We start from the raw sequence: 18,073 nt of genomic DNA, 5'->3' as shown, positions 1-18,073 counted from the left end.
GATGTCACGGCTCCGGAGTTTTCCACAGCGTCGCTAGGAAAGTCCGCTAATTCAGTAGCGTGCAGAATTGATAGATGAGAGGGACGCGCCGCCTTCGTTGAAGACGCGGCGGGGGTGAGATCGGACGAGCGGTCTCTCTAGGCGGGATCAGCAGGACCAGCCAACAGACCACCCAGGCGAAGAAAATCTCCAGCTTCTGATCGAAGAGGCCGTGGTTGCTGTGTTCAAAAGTCTTGGCGTCGAGACACAACCCTAGGTTGCAGTCGTCGGGAAGAGATGGCTCATGATGGGACGGGTGACTGGAGTTCCCCTGCTCGCACTCTGACAGGAAAGCGTCGTGCAACTGCTTGAAAACCGTCTCGCAGACAATAGCCGCCGGCAACGCCAGCCACGCGATCAGAAAGAACGGAATCAGAGCGCGGGTTGGAGCGGAGTGTTTACGAAGATACGTCAATACGTTGCCGTCCACATTGGGAGTCTTGCCGAACACTACATCAGGCCGAAAGCAAGAAAAGCCAGGGAAAGATACCACAAGACTAGATCGCCGGGAGAGATGTTCAATACGGTCTTTTACCGATAATGCGACCAGCCACCGCTCCAATTACGACACCGGACTCCGGATTTAGGTGGTTAAAAAAGAAATAAGGGCGAGCGGTATAGAATTGATTAAGCTCAGGCGTGCTCGGGAGTCGGCGAGGCATTCTCTCGATTGACTGTTGTTTTGGCCATTGTCGCCGCAATAAGGGTGCGTTTGTCTCCCGCCTCATTTTCCGCTTTCGGCACGGGTCGAAGCTTTGGTTCAGATGCCGGGTACGAGGCATCGGGCGACACGTTCAGCCCGGTGTTCCCGAAAGACGCAGCGGAATCCTTTCATCAGGAGAAGCGGAAAGACAACACCCTCGGCGTCCTGGCGATTCTTCGAAGCTGGACACAGCTTACAGCCGGCTGCGATAACGCTCCAAGAGCTTCGCGTTGATCGCGACGATCACGGTGCTGAGGGACATGAGCGCCGCCCCCACTGCCGGCGACAGCACCCAGCCGAACGGCGCGGCGACGCCGGCCGCGAGGGGAATGGCCACGGCGTTGTAGCCGGTGGCCCACAAAAGATTCTGGACCATCTTGCCGTAGGTGGCGCGGGACAGGCCGAGCGTCGCGGCCACGTCGAGCGGATTGCTGTGCACCAGAACGATGTCGGCCGATTCGATAGCCACGTCGGTGCCAGCGCCGATGGCGATGCCGAGATCGGCCTCGACCAGAGCCGGCGCGTCGTTGACCCCGTCGCCCACCATGGCGACGGTCACGCCCTCCGACTTTACCTCGCGGATTTTCGCCGCCTTCTCGTGGGGCAGGACCTCGGCGAAGTAATCGTCGAGCCCGAGCTGTCCGGCCACGTGCGCCGCAACCGCCCGGCTGTCTCCGGTGAGCATGAGGCAGCGGATGTTCATGGCCTTGAGCCGTGCGATCGCTTCGAAGGATTCCGGACGGACCACGTCGGCCAGCGCGATGGCCCCGAGAACCCGGTCGCCGTCAGTCACGTAGACCACCGTCTTGCCCTGCCCCGCCAGTTCGCTCAATCGCTCGTCGCGAACGCCGAATCCCTGCTCCTCGACAAACCCCGGACTTACGACCCTGATCAGCCGTCCTTCGATCCGGGCCTCGGCGCCGCGGCCGGTCAGGTTCCGGAATTCCTCCGCCTTGGCCAGGCGGATGCCGCGCTCCTCGGCCGCCCGGACGATGCCCAGGGCGATCGGGTGTTCCGATTGCTGCTCCAGCGAGGCAGCCAGCCGCAGCAGCTCCGCCTCGTCGATATCCGCCAGCGGCAGAACGTCGGATACTCCGAAGCGGCCTTCCGTTAGGGTGCCGGTCTTGTCGAACACGATCGCTTGCAGGTTCCGGGCGCGCTCGAAAGCGGCCCGGTTCCGGATGAGAAGACCGCTCAGGGCGGCCAGCGAGGTGCTCACCGCTACCACCAGCGGCACGGCGAGCCCCAGGGCGTGAGGACAGGTGATGACCATTACGGTCACGCTGCGCTCCAGCGCGAATTCGAAGGGTTCGCCCAGCAAAAGCCACACGATCAGGGTCAGAGTTCCGACCGAGAGGGCGATATAGGTCAGCCATTGGGCCGCGCGGTTCGCCAAATCCTGCGCCCGCGAACGGGAAGCTTGCGCCTGCCGCACCATTTCGACGACCTGCGCCAGATAGGTTTCCGCGCCGGTCTTCCGGATTTCCAGCACCAGCGCCCCTTCGCCGTTGACCGCCCCGCCGATGGCCTCGTCCCCTTCGCGGCGGGTGACGGGCTTGGATTCGCCGGTCAGCATGGATTCGTTCAAGCTCGAGCGGCCTTCGACGATGAGGCCGTCGGTCGGGATTTTTTCGCCCGGCTTGACCAGCACCCGGTCGCCGGGGTGAAGTTCGGTGACCGGGACTTCCTCGACTTCGCCGTTTTCCCGCAGCCGGTGCGCTTCGGTGGGCATCAGCCGCACCAGGGCATCCAAAGCGCCCGAGGCGCCCATCACGGACTTCATCTCGATCCAGTGACCGAGCAGCATGACGTCGATCAGGGTCGCCAGCTCCCAGAAGAACACCTGGCCCGAGAGGCCGAACACCACGGCGCTCGAATAGAAATAAGCCACGCTGATGGCCAGCGAGATGAGCGTCATCATGCCCGGCTGAAGCTGCCGGAGCTCGTCGAACAATCCGCGGATGAACGGCCAGCCGCCATAGAGATAGACGGCCGTCGAGAAACCGAAAAGGACGTAGGTGTCCCCCGGAAAGGCGAGGCGTTCCTCGAGCCCCAGCCACTCCTGAATCATGGGCGAAAGCGCCAGGATGGGGCCGGTCAGAACCAGCGAAAACCAAAAGCGGCGGCGGAAGTCCTCGACCATCGCCGTATGATCGTGATGTTCCGCATGATGGCCTTCGCGGCGATCGGCCGGAACGTGGCGAGCGGGAGCGGCTTGCGGCTCGGAATGGGTATGGTGTGTCATGGCGGCGCTCCGTGGGATCGTTCCAGCCGCCAAGCGGTGGGCGGGGTTAGTCGGTAGCGGATTCCGGTTCTGGGCTATGCGTGTTCATTTTCATACCGGAAGAGCTCGATGGGAAGTGCGCTCCGGCCTCCCAAGAGCGGAGCGCACCGCTACACAGATTTCTCACGAACGGTCCGGCCTATTTCCGGCGCCGAACCGCTCGTTTCTTAACGGAACCCATGCCGGTTACATCGTGATCGCACCCGCCAGCTTGTTGCAGGCTTGCTCGCAACGGCGACACGACTCACCGCAAATGCGGCAGTGTTCGTGACGAGAGGCATGCCGCTCGCACTCCTCGGCGCAGATTCCGCAGGCCGTCGCGCAGGCCTGCAACTGGCTGCGCATCATCCTCATGTCCGATTCGGTCTCGCGCGAAACCAGCCGGCCCGTCGCCTCGCAGATGTCCGCGCAATCCATGCACATCCGAATACATCGTTTGAGATTCTGCACCTGGTCCTCTCCGACGCAGGCGTCAGCGCATGCGGTACACGCTTGCGCGCAATCGAACAGTTCGCTTGCCGTTTGTGACAACAATCCCATGTCCACTCCACGTCCCATTACGGCCGGGTGCGGATGCGCTTTGAGCATTTCCTGAATCGCGTTCATGATGTGCCTCCTGTATTCCTTGCCATGTATATTTCGTTCGTCTCCGCCTGTTCCATTTACTGGAAGGCTTCTCTCCGGTTTGAGACCGGTTTTTTGTCGGACCGAATGGCGATAAAACCAGTCCGCAAAAAAAGTAGGACCGGGGTTTAACTGGCTCGGTTCCGGCAGGATCGCTCGGGTTTTCATGCGGCACATCTTTCGTAGGGTGGGTTAGGCGCGCATCAACGGAACCTGCAAAGTTCCTTTGGTGTTTCCGCGCGCCGTAACCCACCAGGCAAGGCCGCGGGAACCGGTGGGTTACGGCGCGCGGAAAGTCCTGCGGTCGCAGCATGGTTCGTGACAGTGCGCGCCTAACCCACCCTACGATCGTTTTGAGATACGACCGGATGTTATCGGCGGCCGATTCGAATACATCACTCGACAGAACACGGCAGTGTCCATGCCCCTCTGCCAACCCGCTCCCGCGCTAACGAGGTCCTACAGTGACCGGCCGGGTACCGCCCATTCGGTCCAGCAGGGTCTTGAACGTGATCTCCGCCGTATGGCTATACCCGGAAACCGGTGCCGGCAATCCCACTCTTTCGATATCGACGGTGTCGCGGACGAGTCCTGTGGTATTGCTCGCCTTCAGAGTGTCGAAATAAGAGACCGCCTTGCCCTGCACATCGGCCGTGATTCGGTCGCGCTGCGCCGGCGGCAAGTCCCATAGGGCTTCCTTGAAAGGCAGCAGCGCCCGCTTGCGGGTGGCGCGGTAAAACGCTTCGTCGCTCATGCCGGGCTGCCGCTCTCCGGGCCATTCGCTATCGATCCAGCGGTAGATGTCCTTTTTCAATTCCGCGGGAAACGCCTCGTGATCGAAGATCAGGTCCTCGAATGGCGCGACGAGGTGCAGTTCGCTGACGTTATTCCCCGGAAACTGCGGGAACAGCGTTTCCGGAATGGGCGTTATCCCGGTGCGCACCGCCAGGCTGAGACCATACTCCCGGCGAGCTATCTCGCCGAGATCCCGGACCAAATTGAGATCGACGTCCGCCTCGCCCACCAGGACGACAATCTTGGAAAGGTCCTTCTTACCGCCCGGAAGATTGAGCTGGACGTAAAAGCTCTCCATGAAGGCGCGAAACTGATCCGCGGTCAGGTTTCCATCGCCCATCGCCTTGATTTCGGCACCGATGTCGACGGACAGCTCCTCCGGCTCGATCTCGCGGATGAACGCGACCAGTTCGGCGCATTCCCGGCCGCTTTGCTGATGCTGTTCCGGAAAGCTCGGGCGGGAGAAATCCGCCAGGCTCGAGGTGTCGAGATCGATATTGAAGAATCCGGCCGTAATCGCCTCTTCGATCCGTTCTTTCAGCCTGTCGATCTCATCATCCCGGCTGACCTGATAACTGGCGCGTCCGATGCGAATATGATCGCTTTGGAGGAACACGGCTCGCTGATAGCCCTCCCGAATCGCCGCCGCCAGAATGCAGGTGGCATACTCGGCCGGCGACTGGAACCCGTAACCGGAGACTTCATCGGTGTAGCCGAAACTGAAAGCGCCTGCGCCGGTCTCCCCAGCCGCGCGAAAACAGGCCCTCGCCACATCGTAGCTCAGCGCATGCAGACTCAGCACCGGAGCCGTGAAAACCGGAGCCATGCCCAGGACTGCCGCTTCATGCAGCCCCTGGATGGAGGTCGGATAAACCACCAGCTTGGCGGCGACTTCCCGAATCAACCATTGCAGGAAATATCTGAATTCTTCCGATTCATGGAAGATGGCGTTGTAGACCAGCCGGTCGATGCACGCTTCCCGGAGCCTGTCGGCATCGACGACTTCGACTTCGTTGCCCTTGATTTCCACTACTCCCCTGAGGGTGCTCTCGATATCGATAGCCGTTCGAAACAGCATAGGCTTACTCCTTGCGAGACAAATGACGAGGATCAGGGCGGACTCACGATCTTCTTCCGAGTCCGGCGAACCCGAACCCCATGCCGATGCCCAGTACCCCGGCCAGCGCCATCCAGGAAACGGGCAGCCTTTGCCGGGGTCTTTTCCAGCCGCCGCGCACCCTGGCGTATCCAGGCATGGGTTCGAACAGATTGCCCGAAGTCGGCGGTATGGCGCGCTCTTGAAAGTGCTTCGCTTCGACCACCCGAGCCGCCCATCGGTCGAACAGCCCCGGCACGATGCGCTGGGCGACGATCGCCGCCCGGATGTTGGCGCCCACGATCACCTCGCGGCGCGGTGTGAGCGCGGCGGACAGGATGGCTCGGGCGATTTCTTCCGGATCATAGATCGGCCACATGGGTCTGGCCGCGCGCCCCATGTAATTGCCCCCTTGCTGGAACAAGGGCGTATCGGTCGCCGGCGGAAGCACGGTGACCACGTGAATGTCCGGCACATCCCAAAGCTCCTGCCGCAGGCAATCGGATAGCGCGACGATGCCGTATTTGCTGATGACATAAGCGGCGGCGAAAGGCTGGGGAATTTTTCCGACCCCCGAGGAGACATTGATGAGGACGCCCGTCCCCTGCTCCCGGAACCACGGCAGGATGGCCCGAGCACCGTGAACGTAGCCCAATAGATTGGTGTCGATTACCCGGCGGAAATCCGCAATCGGGGTTTCCTCGAACCGGCCGAACAGAGTCACCGCCGCGTTGTTGATCCAGGTATCCAACCGCCCGAAGGTTTCGATGGTTCGGCGCGCCAGCGCTTCGACCGCTGGTCCGTCGGTCACATCGACCGGCACGGCCAAAGCCTTTCCGCCGGAGGTTTCGCACTCCTGCGCCAGTTCATCGAGGGCCGCTCCACGGCGGGCGGCCACCACCACGGTTCCTCCCGCCGCTGCGAACGCCAAAGCCGTGGCCCGACCGATGCCGCTCGATGCTCCGGTAATCACGGTAACGGTGTTCTCGATCCCGAGCCGCATGGCGATTCCTTTCCGCAATAAGCTTACTAAAGGAGACCCGGCGGTATAGCGTAAGTTCTCAGCTGGCGAGGGGTGCAATCGAACGGGCATCCCTTGGATGCTTATCCCAGTAGGCCCTTCGACAGTTTGTAGGGCGGGTTAGGCGGGTTAGGCCGCGAGGCCGTAACCCGCCGAGCGGCCTCGGATCGGTGGGTTACGCTGCGCTAACCCACCCTACGATTCTGGTAAGGCTCTTAGTCCATACCCGGATAGATCCGTTCAGATCGTTACGCACCCGGCGCTTTTTCGGCGGTCGAAGATGGGAGAAGGACCTCAAACATGAATTGGCACAGTCAACCCGCAGACCGGATTCTTCAAGAACTGAAGACCAAGGCCGAAGGCCTTTCCGCCGACGAGGCGAGGCGGCGCATCGAGGAACACGGCCCCAACGAGATCCGGAAAGGACGGGAAATCTCTCCGCTCAGGATCTTGCTGGCCCAGTTCAACGATTTTCTCATCTACCTTCTGCTCGCGGCGGCGATCCTCTCGGTCGGCGTGGGCTTCTTGCCGGGAGCGGAACCGGAATACACCGAGGCCATTCTCATTCTGGTCATCGTGCTGGCCAACGGGCTGTTCGGCTTCGTTCAGGATTATCGAGCGGAAAAAGCGATGCAATCGCTCCGGGAGCTTTCCACGCCGCAGGCGCGGGTGTTCAGGGACGGAACAAAGATCACGGTGCCGGCTACCGAGCTGGTGCCGGGCGATGTGATCGTGATCGACCAGGGGAACCGGATTCCGGCGGATGCCCGTATGCTCGAATCCCACAGTCTGGAGACGATGGAAGCTTCGCTGACCGGGGAGAGCGCAACGGTCCCCAAAGAGGCGGAACCCGTGGATGAAGACACGCCTTTGGCCCAGCGCAGCAACATGCTGTTCATGAACACCGATGCGGTGAGAGGACGGGGCAAGGCGGTGGTGGTGGCCACGGGCATGAACACGGAAGTGGGCGCCATCGCCTCGGAGATCGAGAGCGCCGAGCAGCACAAAACGCCGTTCCAGGAAGAGGTCGACCGCCTGGGCAAGCAAATCGGCTACGGCATTCTCGGGTTGATTCTGGTGGTTGCCGTAATCCAGTACTTTGCTACCGAAACCGGCATCGTCACCATCATCCTGGTGGCCGTTACCCTGGCCGTGGCCGCCGTGCCGGAGGGCCTGCCGGCCGTGGTGACCCTCGCCCTGGCGCTTGGCTCCCAGAGGCTGATCAAGCAGAACGCCTTGGTTCGCCGGCTGTCGGTCGTGGAGAGCTTGGGCTCCGTGGACGTGATCGTGACCGACAAAACGGGAACGCTGACCGAAAATCAGATGACGGTCAAAAGGCTATATTTCGCCGGCCGAACCTACGAGGTCACGGGCGAAGGCACCAAGCCGGACGGCGAGTTCCGTCAGAACGGCGAATCCGTGCCCGCCGAGACGCTGGAGCCGCTCCTAAAATGCGGGGCCGTCGTCAACGATGCGGAAAAGACGGGGGACGACGCGGATTATTCCGGCGATCCCACGGAAGTCGCCCTCCTGGTCTCGGCCGCCAAGGCGGGGATCGAAGCCAAGCCGGAACGGCTGCGCGAAATTCCATTCTCGTCCGAGCGCAAGCGGATGACGGTGATCGCCAAGGAAGAACCGCGGATCGCGTACATGAAGGGCGCTCCCGAGGTGGTGCTGGAGCGATGCAGCTCGCTATGGGCGGACGGGGAAGCCAAGCCCCTCGACGAGGCGGCGCGACAGGCCATCGTCGATAAAAACAAAGAGTTCGCCGGCAGCGCCTTCCGCGTTTTGGCCTTCGCCCACAAGGAAATGCGCGATACGGAGGGAAGCGAGGACGAGATCGAAAGCGGGATGGTGTTTCTTGGATTGCAGGCCATGATCGATCCGCCCCGCGCCGAGGTGAAGGAGGCCGTTCAGGACTGCCGAAACGCGGGTATCCGGGTCATCATGGTCACCGGCGACAACCTGGCGACGGCCAAGGCCATCGGGGCGCAGATCGGTTTCAGCCCGGAAGGGGCCATGACCGGAACGGAGCTCGACCGCCTCTCCGAGCAAGAGCTGCCGCGAGTCGCTGAGAAAGCCGAAGTCTTTGCCCGCGTGTCGCCCCACCACAAGGTCGCGCTCTTGAAGGCGCTACAAGAGAGCGGTCATCGGGTGGCCATGACCGGCGACGGGGTGAACGACGCCCCGGCCCTGCGCAATGCTCACGTGGGGGTCGCCATGGGCCGGCGCGGAACCGACGTGGCCAAGGAAGCTTCGGACATGGTGCTGCAGGACGACAATTTCGTGACTTTGCGCAATGCCATCGCCGAAGGCCGGGGCATCTTCGACAACATCCGCAAGTTCGTCAATTTTCTGCTGTCGGCGAACGCCGGCGAGATCCTGATCGTGTTCCTCGGCGTATTGGCGGGCGCCGCGCTGTTTCCCCGCCTTTTCGAAGGCCAGAGCGAAGCCTTGATCCTCACGCCGGTGATGCTCTTGTGGATCAATTTGATCACCGACGGGCTTCCTGCGCTGGCCTTGAGTACCGATCCCAAGACGGAAGGCATCATGAAGCAGCCGCCGCGCGGTTCCGGCGAACCGGTGCTCGATCGGCGCATCGTCGCCTCGATTCTCGGCATCGGGCTGATCATGGCCGCCACCGGATTGCCTTTGTTTTTCCACGGCCTTTGGAACACCGGCGACCTGGCACGGGCGCAGACCCAGCTCTTCACCTTCATCGTCGTGGCCGAGATGGTCCGAATCCAGGTCATCCGGGCGCGTTACGCCCTGCCGATACTCTCGAACCGGTGGCTGGTCGCCGCCGTGGCATCGAGCCTGGCCCTGCAGGCGATAGTCCTTTATACGCCCGCGAATGAACTCTTCGAGGTGGCAACGCTTGCGCCGGGTGACTGGCAGTGGATCGGCATCGCTTTTGCGGCCTTTCTCCTGCTGAGCGTGACGGCGGAAAAAAGTCTTGACCGGATTTCCGGCAGGAGAGTCGAGAGAGCGCTTAAGAAAGCAGCCGCCGAAAAGAAAATCTCTCCGCCAGAACGGGAAGAAAGATTGATGGCGTTTTACATCCTGAGCAAGGCGTTGCTGGACGCCTATACCGCCAGTTTCGGCAAAGAGGCGGAGGAAAAACCCTGGGGCGAAAACAAAACGAGCGACAAAGTGGAGGCTTTCCGTCTATTCAGCGAAGCGATGCTGAAAGCCTATGCGCGGACCTTCGACCACAGGGCGAGCACGGAGCCGCAAAACGATCGAGAGCCCTCGAAGACCGAATAGAGCATTTTTCATTTCCGTTTAGCGGGTCGTTTGTCCCAAAACTCTACCAATGAGCGGCTGAGCGCGGTGCTTAATTTAGAGCGGGGAGCCGCCCCGCACGCGGGCTACGTTGCGAACGCCATCCCTAGAGCGTTTTCATCGCGCTCGTAGGGCAAAACAGGCTTGGCGGAAGTCGTTGGCGCCTTCGGCTCGGGTGAATGGATTCAAGCATTCGTAGGTCGGCAATCCTTTGCCGACGTATCGGCTCGGCGAAGGGCTTTGTCGGAAGGGGCGTCCTGGCGCTCCCAGGACGGCCGTTTGCGATTGGAAGGGTCGCGACTAAAGCGACCGTTTGCGATTGGAAGGGTCGCGACTAAAGCGACCGTTTGCGATTTGAAGGGCAGCTCTGGCGCTCCCAGAGATGCCGTTTGCGATTGGCAAGGGATTGCCGACCTACATATCCGAATCCCTTACCGACTCGGAAAACGCTCTAGACCAAATGTCTCTCCATTTGGCTTAAAGCGTATTGCGCCGGTTGCGAAGCGGATAGCCCGCCGCACCAAACTACGAAATGCCGAGACCGTCTAATTGTTTATTGCCGTTCGCTCTATCGCTTGACGGCGACTTTCCGCAAGGGCATTGTTCACCCGGAAGTTGACTTGAAGTTCGATCCTCCATTATTAATCAGGCCCGTAAATTCCCTCCTGGTATTTCGGGCCGCCGCCCAAGCCGGTACACGCCCGGCCGGGGCTCACGCGGCTTGTCGCCGCGCCGGGGCATCCCTGCCCCGGATTAACCCGGCCTATATTTATAGGCCGGGTTAATAACTCGCTAGGGCGAGTTTCGATAAGCATCCGTACAACCTGGTTCAAGGAGAGTGCCATGTCAGATTCAAGGTTTCATCCAGGCCGACGTCAAGCCCTCAAGACAGTGGTCGCTACGGTGATGACTGTTTCGCTGAGCGGATTTCTACGGCGGGGACAAGCGCAGGAGCCGTCTCCTGCGGGCGCCCCCAAGCTGTCGCCGGACGATCCGATGGCCAAATCGCTCCGTTATGTGGAGGATGCAACCAAGGCTACCCGTCCCCCGAGAGAAGGCGTACCCGGCGAGCAGCAATTCTGCCACAACTGCAAGTTTCTCCAGGCCGGCGAAGGGGAATGGCGCCCTTGCAGCATCTTCGGCGGCAAACTCGTGAACATTAACGGCTGGTGCAGCTCCTGGCTGAAGGCGGGTTAGCCGGCTCCGAACGGTAACACCGCCGCGCTCGGCGCGTTTCGGTGTTACCGGATTCGAAGATGTGTCGCCAGCTGCGCATGCATAACATCGATAAAAGTCACCCTGTTCCGGTTCGTGCGCCAACTCTGAACACATATGGGCTTGGATTCGGTGATTTATCCTGTCTGGATAGGGTAAGGAGGCCCAATGAAAACTAAACCGATCCCGATTTTCCGGGTGCTGGCGATGACGATCGGCTCGAGTGCCTTGGTGCAAGCGGCAGAATCGACATCGCCTCCCGCCTTCTCCGAGATCGATAAGAACAGGGACGGATACATTTCCGCCGATGAATCCAAGGCTGTGCCCGGTTTACCGGTATATCTGACGACCTTGGACCAGAACAGCGATGGCAAGCTCAGCCCCGAGGAATACGAGGGCTTGAAAATCCTGGCGCCCGGCGAGGTCGGTCCGATCACTCTGCCGTCATCTGGGCCGCTGCCGTAGACAGCATGCGGAAGCGCAAATGTCGAATACAGTAAGGCTGTCGACCGGGCTTCGCGAGCGCACCGTTTCCGACGTGTATGGGTTTCGATGAACGCCGTTGCTTGACCGCAGCACTCTGACATTCATGCCGAAAGTCAGTCTGGCGTTTTATGGAAACCATAGTGTTCACAGGAATTCAGGCAGCCGGGAAGTCGACCTTTTTCAAGGCATGCTTCGTCGATACTCACATACGGATCAACCTCGACATGCTGCGTACCCGACACCGGGAAAAGCTGCTGATCGACGCCTGTCTTCAAGCGAGGCAGCCTTATGTGGTGGAAAATACCAATCTGACTCGAGAAGAGCGCGCGCGTTACATCCCATCCGCCAAGCGGACCGGGTTTCGCGTGATCGGCTATGCCTTCCGGGTCGAACTCGATGAAGCCTTGGTCCGGAATGCTTTGCGCAATACTCGTCGCAGGGTTCCGGAAAAAGCCGTCCGCGCCGCGTTTCGGCGCTGGCAGCCGCCCTCCTGGGAGGAAGGATTCGATGCGCTGTTCGATGTGTGGAGCAGCGGCGGCGAGTTTCAGGTGCAGGCGATCCCGCGTGAAGCCGAGCGATCGTGAAAGGCGAGCGGACGGCCCCTCCGGCGTTGCCTGACTTATTCCATTCGGCATTCGAGTGAACACTCATCGTAGGGTGGGTTAGCGAAGCGTAACCCACCGGTCCGAAGTCGTTCGGTGGGTTACGGCCTCGCCACCTAACCCACCATCGATGGGTTTCGCTTCGCTCTACCCATCCTACAAAATGAATGCCTGATTGAAAGCGATTTGGAATTAAGACGAGCTACACTCATTCTCGTAAATTCAGGACAGGAGAATTCTCATGTACGTACCTTTGCAGCCCGTTCTCGCGCTGGTGACCGGAATATTGATCTTGCTCGTGCCTAGGTTATTGAATTATCTCGTGGCGATTTATTTGATCGTCGTCGGCGTTTTGGGATTGATGCACCGATAATCGATCGGAATCGGCGGCGACGATCTTGTTTTTAATGGCGAGACCAAGCACCCCGTTTATTCCAAGTTTGCAAAGATTTAACGGCGGCGAGTCGATCGCCCGGTCGAGATTAGGCATCAATCCCGGCTTTCCCTGCCTACGCAATAAGCCAGGTATCCAATCAGCGCCAAAAGTCCTATTTCGCCTGCAAAGTCGCCCCAGGTGTAAATGCTGAAACAATCCGGTACGGTTCCGAGCATCTCGAAGCCGCCGACGAATGCAGTGGCGAAAATGAAGACCAGGACCAGCAAATAAACTTGTTTCTTGCTGAATAATGGGTGAAACATAATCGCTTCCTAGTGAATTGTGCCCTGCCTAAGCTGCGTCCGACTCGACCGGCGCGTTTCGCCGGGCACGGACGACCGTCGAAGCTTCGCGAAGCGAATGGCCATGAAATCCGTTAAACCCTATGACACGATCGTGATCGGCATCGGCGCGGTCGGTGCGGCGGCCGCCTATCACCTGGCCCGGCGCGGACAGCGTGTCCTGGCATTGGAACAGTTCGACCTCGATCATTCGATGGGAAGCTCTCACGGCGAGTCGCGCATCATCCGCTACGCCTATAAGGACTCCATCTACGTGGACATGGCGAAACAGGCATTCCCGATGTGGCGCGATCTGGAGCAGCGCAGCGGCAAGCGCCTGCTGACGCCCTCCGGCGGACTCGACTTCGGTCCGGCGGATTCCCCCTCGCTGCTGGCCACGCGCGATTGCCTGGATGCCGCGGGAATCGCCTACGAATGGCTCTCTGCGACCGAGACCGCCCGGCGCTTTCCGCAGTTCCGGCTCGACCGGGATATGGCGGCCATTTTGCAGCCGGACGCCGCAATTCTGAATGCCTCGGCCTGTGTGCGGACACTGGCGGAAATGGCGGAGATCTCTGGCGCCATGCTGAAGACGAAATGTCCGGCGACGAAGATCGAACCGTCGAGCGACTCGGTTTACGTGGAAACGCCAGAAGGCGGATTCAGTGCGGGGAAGGTGGTCGTCAGCGCGGGCCCCTGGGCCGGAAAGCTGCTGCACACGCTGGATTTGAATTTGCCGCTGACGGTGACCCGGCAAGAACAGGTATTTTTCGAGCCTGCCCGGCGCACCGCGTTCTTGCCGGGGACATTCCCGGTGTTTATCCATCATCGGGAACCTTGGATTTATGGACTGCCGGATACGGGCACCGGACTCAAGATCGCCGTCCACAACCTGAGCCATGCGATCGACCCCGACGACGTTCGCCCCGCGCAGGACAACACGTCCGTCGACACCGTGCGGGCATGGGTCAAGCGCTTCCTACCCTGGGGCGACGGCCCGATTCGCGAGAAGCGCGAATGCCTGTACACGATGACACCCGACGAACATTTCATCATCGATACGCATCCGGGCTATTCCAACGTGGTCATCGGCTCGCCGTGCTCTGGACATGGATTCAAGTTCGCTATCCTGACCGGATTCTTGTTGGCGGATCTGGCCCAAGGGCGGGCGCCGATGCAGGAACGATTTACGGTGCGGCGTTTCCTGGGATGACGAGCCGGAAGACGCAAGGAGAAAATGAGCCCGCTCTCCCGAGATTCGAACGGCATGGACACATCTCCGATTAGCTTGGACATTCGATCCGCGATGAACCTGTGGGCGAGACCGGCCATCGCTTGCGCCAGCCGAAATGCTGCTCGCAATCGAGCCGTGGATGAAAAACGCTCGACCGAACCCGGATTGCCTGCTTCGGCCTCAAGGACTAGCAGCGCGATAAAATCCTTCCATCGGTATCGAATTCGACCTCGCGCTCTTTTTTGCCCTCCCTGATTTCGACCTCATAGCTCTTTACGGTGCCGCTGGTATCGGAAACCTGAAAGGCTCGCTGCAGCGTGGCTCGCGGATGGGCGCTCTTTACCGCCTGCAGTACGGATTCAGGCAGCTCATCGAGTTTAATGACCTTTTCGGTTTCAACCAGAGTGCCGTCCGCGCTATAGACCTCGGAGCGTTCCTGCCCCTTCTCGTCGCGATAGGCGATTTCATAAGCCTCCTTGCCATCGAGGACTTCTTCCTCGTACTTCACGCCTTTGGCAGCGGGATGATCTTTTTGAAAGGCCGCGAGGACTGCCTGAGGAACGTCCTGCTTGTTCAGTAGCGGTTCATGCGCCGCGACGAGCGCGGGATTGATGATGGCCGCGCCGAGTATCGTGGCAAGGAATGACTGTCCGTTCATGATATTTCATCCTGAGGAATGATTCCGATCCTTCTTAGACATCCGTTCACCATGAGATTCTACGTCCGGCCTTTCAACTTTTAGAACCGCCAAGCCGCGAATTGGTCTACGCACGGGTGGCCGGGTTTCGACAAAGGGATTGCGGGATTGCCACGCGATCGGAACTAACACACACGGCGGCTATCTAGTACTTTATGGAAAGCTGAAGAACATGCCCGCTCGAATAAGAACCTTATGCTTGGGTCGTTTTATTAACGCGGCCTATAAATATAGGCTGGGTTAATCCGGGGCAGGGATGCCCCGGCGCGGCGACAAGCCGTGTGAGCCCCGGCCGGGCGTGTACCGGCCTGGGCGGCGGCCTGAAATACCAGGAGGGTATTTACGGGTCTGATTAATAGAAGCTGTGGTTCGGCGGCTTGCAGCCGAGGCAACATCGCCTCCGACGGAAGTACTTTTTCCAATGCCGATCTCCACTCCCGGGCCGATGGCGATCGGCCATTCGAATTTCTCTTCCGGATATCGATGAGATTGACGAACGATAATCCCATGGTCGGGCGCTCCGATGTCGAGCGGATTTATCCCCGCATGGTGGAGTTGCGCCGATTGCTGCACCGCTATCCCGAACTCGCTTTCGAGGAAGCCCAGACGGCTCGCATGATCATGGAGGAGCTCGATCGCCTCGGCATTCCCTACGAATACGGCGGCATCGGAGGCGGTATCGTCGCCCGGATCGCGGGAAAGAGCGAAGGTGCAACCGTGGCTTTGCGGGCCGAGATGGACGGTCTGCCGGGGGTAGAGACCACCGGCCTGCCTTTCGCGTCCCTGAATCCGGGCAAAATGCACGCCTGCGGCCATGACGGACACATGGCGATGGTGCTCGGGGCCGCGGCCTTGCTCAAGGACGATCCGCCTCCGGGGAACGTTTTGCTGATTTTTCAGCCGGCGGAGGAACGCGGCGGCGGCTCGCGCATCATTCTTCGTTCAGGGGCCCTCTCGGGCGTCAAAGCTATTTTCGGCGGACATGTGACCGGGCATTACCGAGTCGGCGAGATCATGGTCGCTCCCGGCGTGCTCACCGCCCAGTCGGACGGTTTCCTCATACGAATCCAGGGACGCGGCGGACACGGGGCGAGACCGCACGAAGCGGTGGATGCGGTGGTGGTCGCCGGGCTCCTGATCGTGGCGATGCAGACTCTGGTATCCAGGGAGGTGAACCCGGTCTATCCGTCCGTGATCACCATCGGCCAGGTGAGCGCCGGCAGCGCGCCCAACGTGATCGCCGAAACGGCGACGCTCCGGGGCTCGATACGCACCACCCTGCCGGAGGTGCGGAAACATCTCCTCGAAGGTCTGGAACGCATGGCCAAGGGCATCGGGGATCTCCACAATGCCCGGATCGAGGTGATCGTCAACGAAGGCTATCCGCCGGTGGTGAATACGCTCGTCGAATCGGAAATCGCCCGCCGGGCAGCCGGGAAGATCGTCGGCGAAAAGGGGCTCGTGTCCATGGAATATCCCAGCATGGGATCCGAAGACTTCGCCTACTATCTGCAGGAAATTCCCGGCTGTTACGTAAGGCTAGGCGCACGCCGGGAAGGATGGGAACACATTCCCTTGCACAGCCCTGCCTTCGATTTCGACGAAGAGGTGCTGAAAATCGGGGCGGCATTCTTCGACCGGGTGACACGCGATGCCATCGAGGCGTATGCATGACGACGAGCTAGAATTCTCCGGTTCGAAATCTCCCACCGTGGGAATCGAAATCGAATTTCAGCTGCTCGATCCGGACACGCTCGATCTGGTCGACGGCATACTTCCCCTGCTCCGGGACCACCCGGAGGAACCCCGCATCAAGCCGGAATTCACCCAGTCCACGGTGGAAATCAATTCCTGCGTATGTGCCGATATCGAAGAACTGCGGTCGGACGTTACCGGCCTGGTCAAAGAACTGAAGCGCCGCTGCGAAGGATTGCATTTCACGCTTTGCGGCGCCGGCACGCATCCCTTCTCGCTGCGTCCGGCGTCGGTGACGCCGCTGCCGCATTATGTCGAGATGGAGCAGCGCATGGTTTACCTGGCGCACACGCTGAAAACCTATGCGCTTCACGTCCATGTCGGGATGCCGTCGGGCGATGCCGCGGTCGTCGTGATGAGCCAGCTCAAGCCCTATCTGCCCGTTCTTCTGGCACTCTCGGCCAGCTCCCCGTTTTGGCAGGGCCAGGATACCGGTTTCGCCTCGTTCCGGCAGCGCATCCTGGCGGCGATGCGCGACTACGGCCTGCCGCCGAGCTTCACGTCTTGGCGCCAGTTCGCCCAGTGTTTCGAAAACCTCCGAACGGCGGGCGCCGTCCACGTGGTCAGGGACGTCCACTGGGATATCCGGCCCAGTCCCCATTACGGCACGCTGGAAGTTCGCGTGATGGATGTTCAGCCGACCCTGCGGGAAACATTCATGCTGGCCGCCCTGGTCCAGACCCTGCAGGTTTATCTGCTGCGGTGTTGGGAGCAGGAAAAGCCGGTTCGTCCCGCGATGCCGCAACACTGGTGGGCGGAAAAGGAAAACTGTTTCCGAGCCTCTCATCGCGGGGTGGAGGCTGAGATCATCGTCGACGAGACGGGCCATGTTCGTCCCATCAAGGCGTTTACGCGCGAATTGCTGGCAAGCTTGGCGGAAACGGCCGAAGAATTGAGGACCAAAGACTGGCTCGATCAACTCGAAGCCCGACTCGACACCGGGCACAGCTACCTCCGTCAGCGAGCCGTCTTTTCCGAAACGCGATCCCTGCAAAAGGTGGCAGCGAGCCTGGTCGGAGAATTGGAAGCGGAACTGATCTCGCCATAGTGCGAGCTTCCGTCGACCGGTTTGCGTCAGGCCGGGCATTAAAGCGTTTCCCGGCAACTCATCCGGCCTTGGGTGATTGCGCCCCGAATTCCTGTCGACCGGACCTCGCGTCGATTTCCTAAACGGACTTATCCCGAATTTCCGTTCCCATCGGACCGCCTCGAATCGGCGGTGTTAATCAAATTTGACAATGAATCGGCAAAGGGCTTTTATTGTCGCGGGATCCGGTGAGTCCCCCATCAGTCTCGAACAAATCAGAAATGTATCGAGCGCACGGCTCGATGTGCGCACCGTCGGCTTCTGGTAAGAACAATAAAGCGCCATAAGTTACGACGGCTTGGATGGCGACGATGCCATCCGTCCTTTAAGTCAGGTTTACACGCTTTCGCTTCCTCGGCGACGGCAAATGCGCAACTTGGGGCTGCCTTCCCGGACCTTATGAACGGACATTCGCCAGAATAATAATGCTCGC

General features: G+C 60.3%; 15 protein-coding genes. 8 read left to right on the top strand and 7 right to left on the bottom strand.

Translation table 11 applies throughout. The features are described 5' to 3' along the window. Window positions 1-46 precede the first annotated feature (46 nt). The 5 genes from ACWJJK_RS08600 to ACWJJK_RS08580 all read right to left on the bottom strand — a co-directional run bounded on the left by ACWJJK_RS08600 (window position 47) and on the right by ACWJJK_RS08580 (window position 6,544). Window positions 47-454 (bottom strand): hypothetical protein, encoded by a 408-nt coding sequence (locus ACWJJK_RS08600; RefSeq protein ID WP_454128869.1) that lies wholly within the window; start codon window positions 452-454, stop codon window positions 47-49. A gap of 481 nt (window positions 455-935) precedes the next feature. Then, on the bottom strand, window positions 936-2,987 hold the full coding sequence (locus ACWJJK_RS08595; RefSeq protein ID WP_454128868.1) for a heavy metal translocating P-type ATPase: 2,052 nt from the start codon (window positions 2,985-2,987) through the stop codon (window positions 936-938). Window positions 2,988-3,212: 225 nt separating this feature from the next. Then, complete coding sequence (locus ACWJJK_RS08590) at window positions 3,213-3,632, bottom strand: four-helix bundle copper-binding protein (protein ID WP_077731128.1); 420 nt, start codon at window positions 3,630-3,632, stop codon at window positions 3,213-3,215. A 466-nt stretch (window positions 3,633-4,098) separates the two neighbouring features. After that, entirely contained in the window at window positions 4,099-5,523 is a 1,425-nt protein-coding gene (locus tag ACWJJK_RS08585) for a hypothetical protein (RefSeq protein ID WP_454128867.1), read from the bottom strand. A gap of 43 nt (window positions 5,524-5,566) precedes the next feature. Beyond that, window positions 5,567-6,544: an SDR family oxidoreductase gene (locus ACWJJK_RS08580; RefSeq protein WP_454128866.1), complete on the bottom strand. Its 978-nt coding sequence runs from the start codon at window positions 6,542-6,544 to the stop codon at window positions 5,567-5,569. Window positions 6,545-6,862: 318 nt separating this feature from the next. On the opposite strand from ACWJJK_RS08580, the gene ACWJJK_RS08575 reads away from it, so the two are divergent. The 5 genes from ACWJJK_RS08575 (at window position 6,863) to ACWJJK_RS08555 (ending at window position 12,523) form a co-directional block, all read left to right on the top strand. Beyond that, window positions 6,863-9,829: a cation-translocating P-type ATPase gene (locus tag ACWJJK_RS08575; protein ID WP_454128865.1), complete on the top strand. Its 2,967-nt coding sequence runs from the start codon at window positions 6,863-6,865 to the stop codon at window positions 9,827-9,829. A gap of 861 nt (window positions 9,830-10,690) precedes the next feature. After that, window positions 10,691-11,044, top strand: coding sequence for a high-potential iron-sulfur protein (locus ACWJJK_RS08570; RefSeq protein WP_086134513.1), 354 nt, complete (start codon window positions 10,691-10,693; stop codon window positions 11,042-11,044). Between the two features lie 186 nt (window positions 11,045-11,230). Continuing rightward, complete coding sequence (locus ACWJJK_RS08565; RefSeq protein ID WP_156880005.1) at window positions 11,231-11,527, top strand: EF-hand domain-containing protein; 297 nt, start codon at window positions 11,231-11,233, stop codon at window positions 11,525-11,527. A 161-nt stretch (window positions 11,528-11,688) separates the two neighbouring features. Further along, window positions 11,689-12,132, top strand: coding sequence for an AAA family ATPase (locus ACWJJK_RS08560; protein WP_434113141.1), 444 nt, complete (start codon window positions 11,689-11,691; stop codon window positions 12,130-12,132). 259 nt (window positions 12,133-12,391) lie between these two features. Continuing rightward, window positions 12,392-12,523, top strand: coding sequence for a DUF3096 domain-containing protein (locus ACWJJK_RS08555; RefSeq protein ID WP_156880007.1), 132 nt, complete (start codon window positions 12,392-12,394; stop codon window positions 12,521-12,523). A gap of 116 nt (window positions 12,524-12,639) precedes the next feature. Here ACWJJK_RS08555 and ACWJJK_RS08550 read toward each other — a convergent pair whose 3' ends face one another. Continuing rightward, window positions 12,640-12,849 carry a hypothetical protein gene (locus ACWJJK_RS08550; RefSeq protein WP_077732779.1) on the bottom strand — a complete coding sequence of 70 codons (210 nt, stop codon included), beginning with the start codon at window positions 12,847-12,849 and terminating at the stop codon, window positions 12,640-12,642. A gap of 103 nt (window positions 12,850-12,952) precedes the next feature. Between ACWJJK_RS08550 and solA the strand changes: the two genes are divergently transcribed. Next, a complete protein-coding gene (gene solA / locus ACWJJK_RS08545; RefSeq protein ID WP_454128864.1) occupies window positions 12,953-14,080 on the top strand; it encodes an N-methyl-L-tryptophan oxidase in 1,128 nt (375 codons plus the stop codon). A gap of 208 nt (window positions 14,081-14,288) precedes the next feature. Here the strand turns inward: solA and ACWJJK_RS08540 are convergent, their stop codons facing one another. Next, window positions 14,289-14,759, bottom strand: a complete 471-nt coding sequence (locus tag ACWJJK_RS08540; RefSeq protein WP_077732781.1) for a PepSY-like domain-containing protein — start codon at window positions 14,757-14,759, stop codon at window positions 14,289-14,291. A gap of 522 nt (window positions 14,760-15,281) precedes the next feature. Between ACWJJK_RS08540 and ACWJJK_RS08535 the strand changes: the two genes are divergently transcribed. Beyond that, window positions 15,282-16,472: a M20 metallopeptidase family protein gene (locus tag ACWJJK_RS08535; protein WP_240502681.1), complete on the top strand. Its 1,191-nt coding sequence runs from the start codon at window positions 15,282-15,284 to the stop codon at window positions 16,470-16,472. A 37-nt stretch (window positions 16,473-16,509) separates the two neighbouring features. Beyond that, window positions 16,510-17,601: a carboxylate-amine ligase gene (locus ACWJJK_RS08530; RefSeq protein ID WP_454128863.1), complete on the top strand. Its 1,092-nt coding sequence runs from the start codon at window positions 16,510-16,512 to the stop codon at window positions 17,599-17,601. Window positions 17,602-18,073 lie beyond the last annotated feature (472 nt).

It is taken from the genome of Methylocaldum gracile (assembly GCF_053646815.1).
This window is presented reverse-complemented; position numbering and strand designations above follow the sequence as displayed.

Excerpts from the sequence above, each read along its gene's own strand:
- ACWJJK_RS08595 (WP_454128868.1), bottom strand. The coding sequence starts at position 2,987 with ATGACACACCATACCCATTCCGAGCCGCAAGCCGCTCCCGCTCGCCAC.
- ACWJJK_RS08590 (WP_077731128.1), bottom strand. The coding sequence starts at position 3,632 with ATGAACGCGATTCAGGAAATGCTCAAAGCGCATCCGCACCCGGCCGTA.
- ACWJJK_RS08585 (WP_454128867.1), bottom strand. The coding sequence starts at position 5,523 with ATGCTGTTTCGAACGGCTATCGATATCGAGAGCACCCTCAGGGGAGTA.
- ACWJJK_RS08580 (WP_454128866.1), bottom strand. The coding sequence starts at position 6,544 with ATGCGGCTCGGGATCGAGAACACCGTTACCGTGATTACCGGAGCATCG.
- ACWJJK_RS08575 (WP_454128865.1), top strand. The coding sequence starts at position 6,863 with ATGAATTGGCACAGTCAACCCGCAGACCGGATTCTTCAAGAACTGAAG.
- ACWJJK_RS08570 (WP_086134513.1), top strand. The coding sequence starts at position 10,691 with ATGTCAGATTCAAGGTTTCATCCAGGCCGACGTCAAGCCCTCAAGACA.
- ACWJJK_RS08565 (WP_156880005.1), top strand. The coding sequence starts at position 11,231 with ATGAAAACTAAACCGATCCCGATTTTCCGGGTGCTGGCGATGACGATC.
- ACWJJK_RS08555 (WP_156880007.1), top strand. The coding sequence starts at position 12,392 with ATGTACGTACCTTTGCAGCCCGTTCTCGCGCTGGTGACCGGAATATTG.
- ACWJJK_RS08550 (WP_077732779.1), bottom strand. The coding sequence starts at position 12,849 with ATGTTTCACCCATTATTCAGCAAGAAACAAGTTTATTTGCTGGTCCTG.
- solA (WP_454128864.1), top strand. The coding sequence starts at position 12,953 with ATGAAATCCGTTAAACCCTATGACACGATCGTGATCGGCATCGGCGCG.
- ACWJJK_RS08540 (WP_077732781.1), bottom strand. The coding sequence starts at position 14,759 with ATGAACGGACAGTCATTCCTTGCCACGATACTCGGCGCGGCCATCATC.
- ACWJJK_RS08535 (WP_240502681.1), top strand. The coding sequence starts at position 15,282 with ATGAGATTGACGAACGATAATCCCATGGTCGGGCGCTCCGATGTCGAG.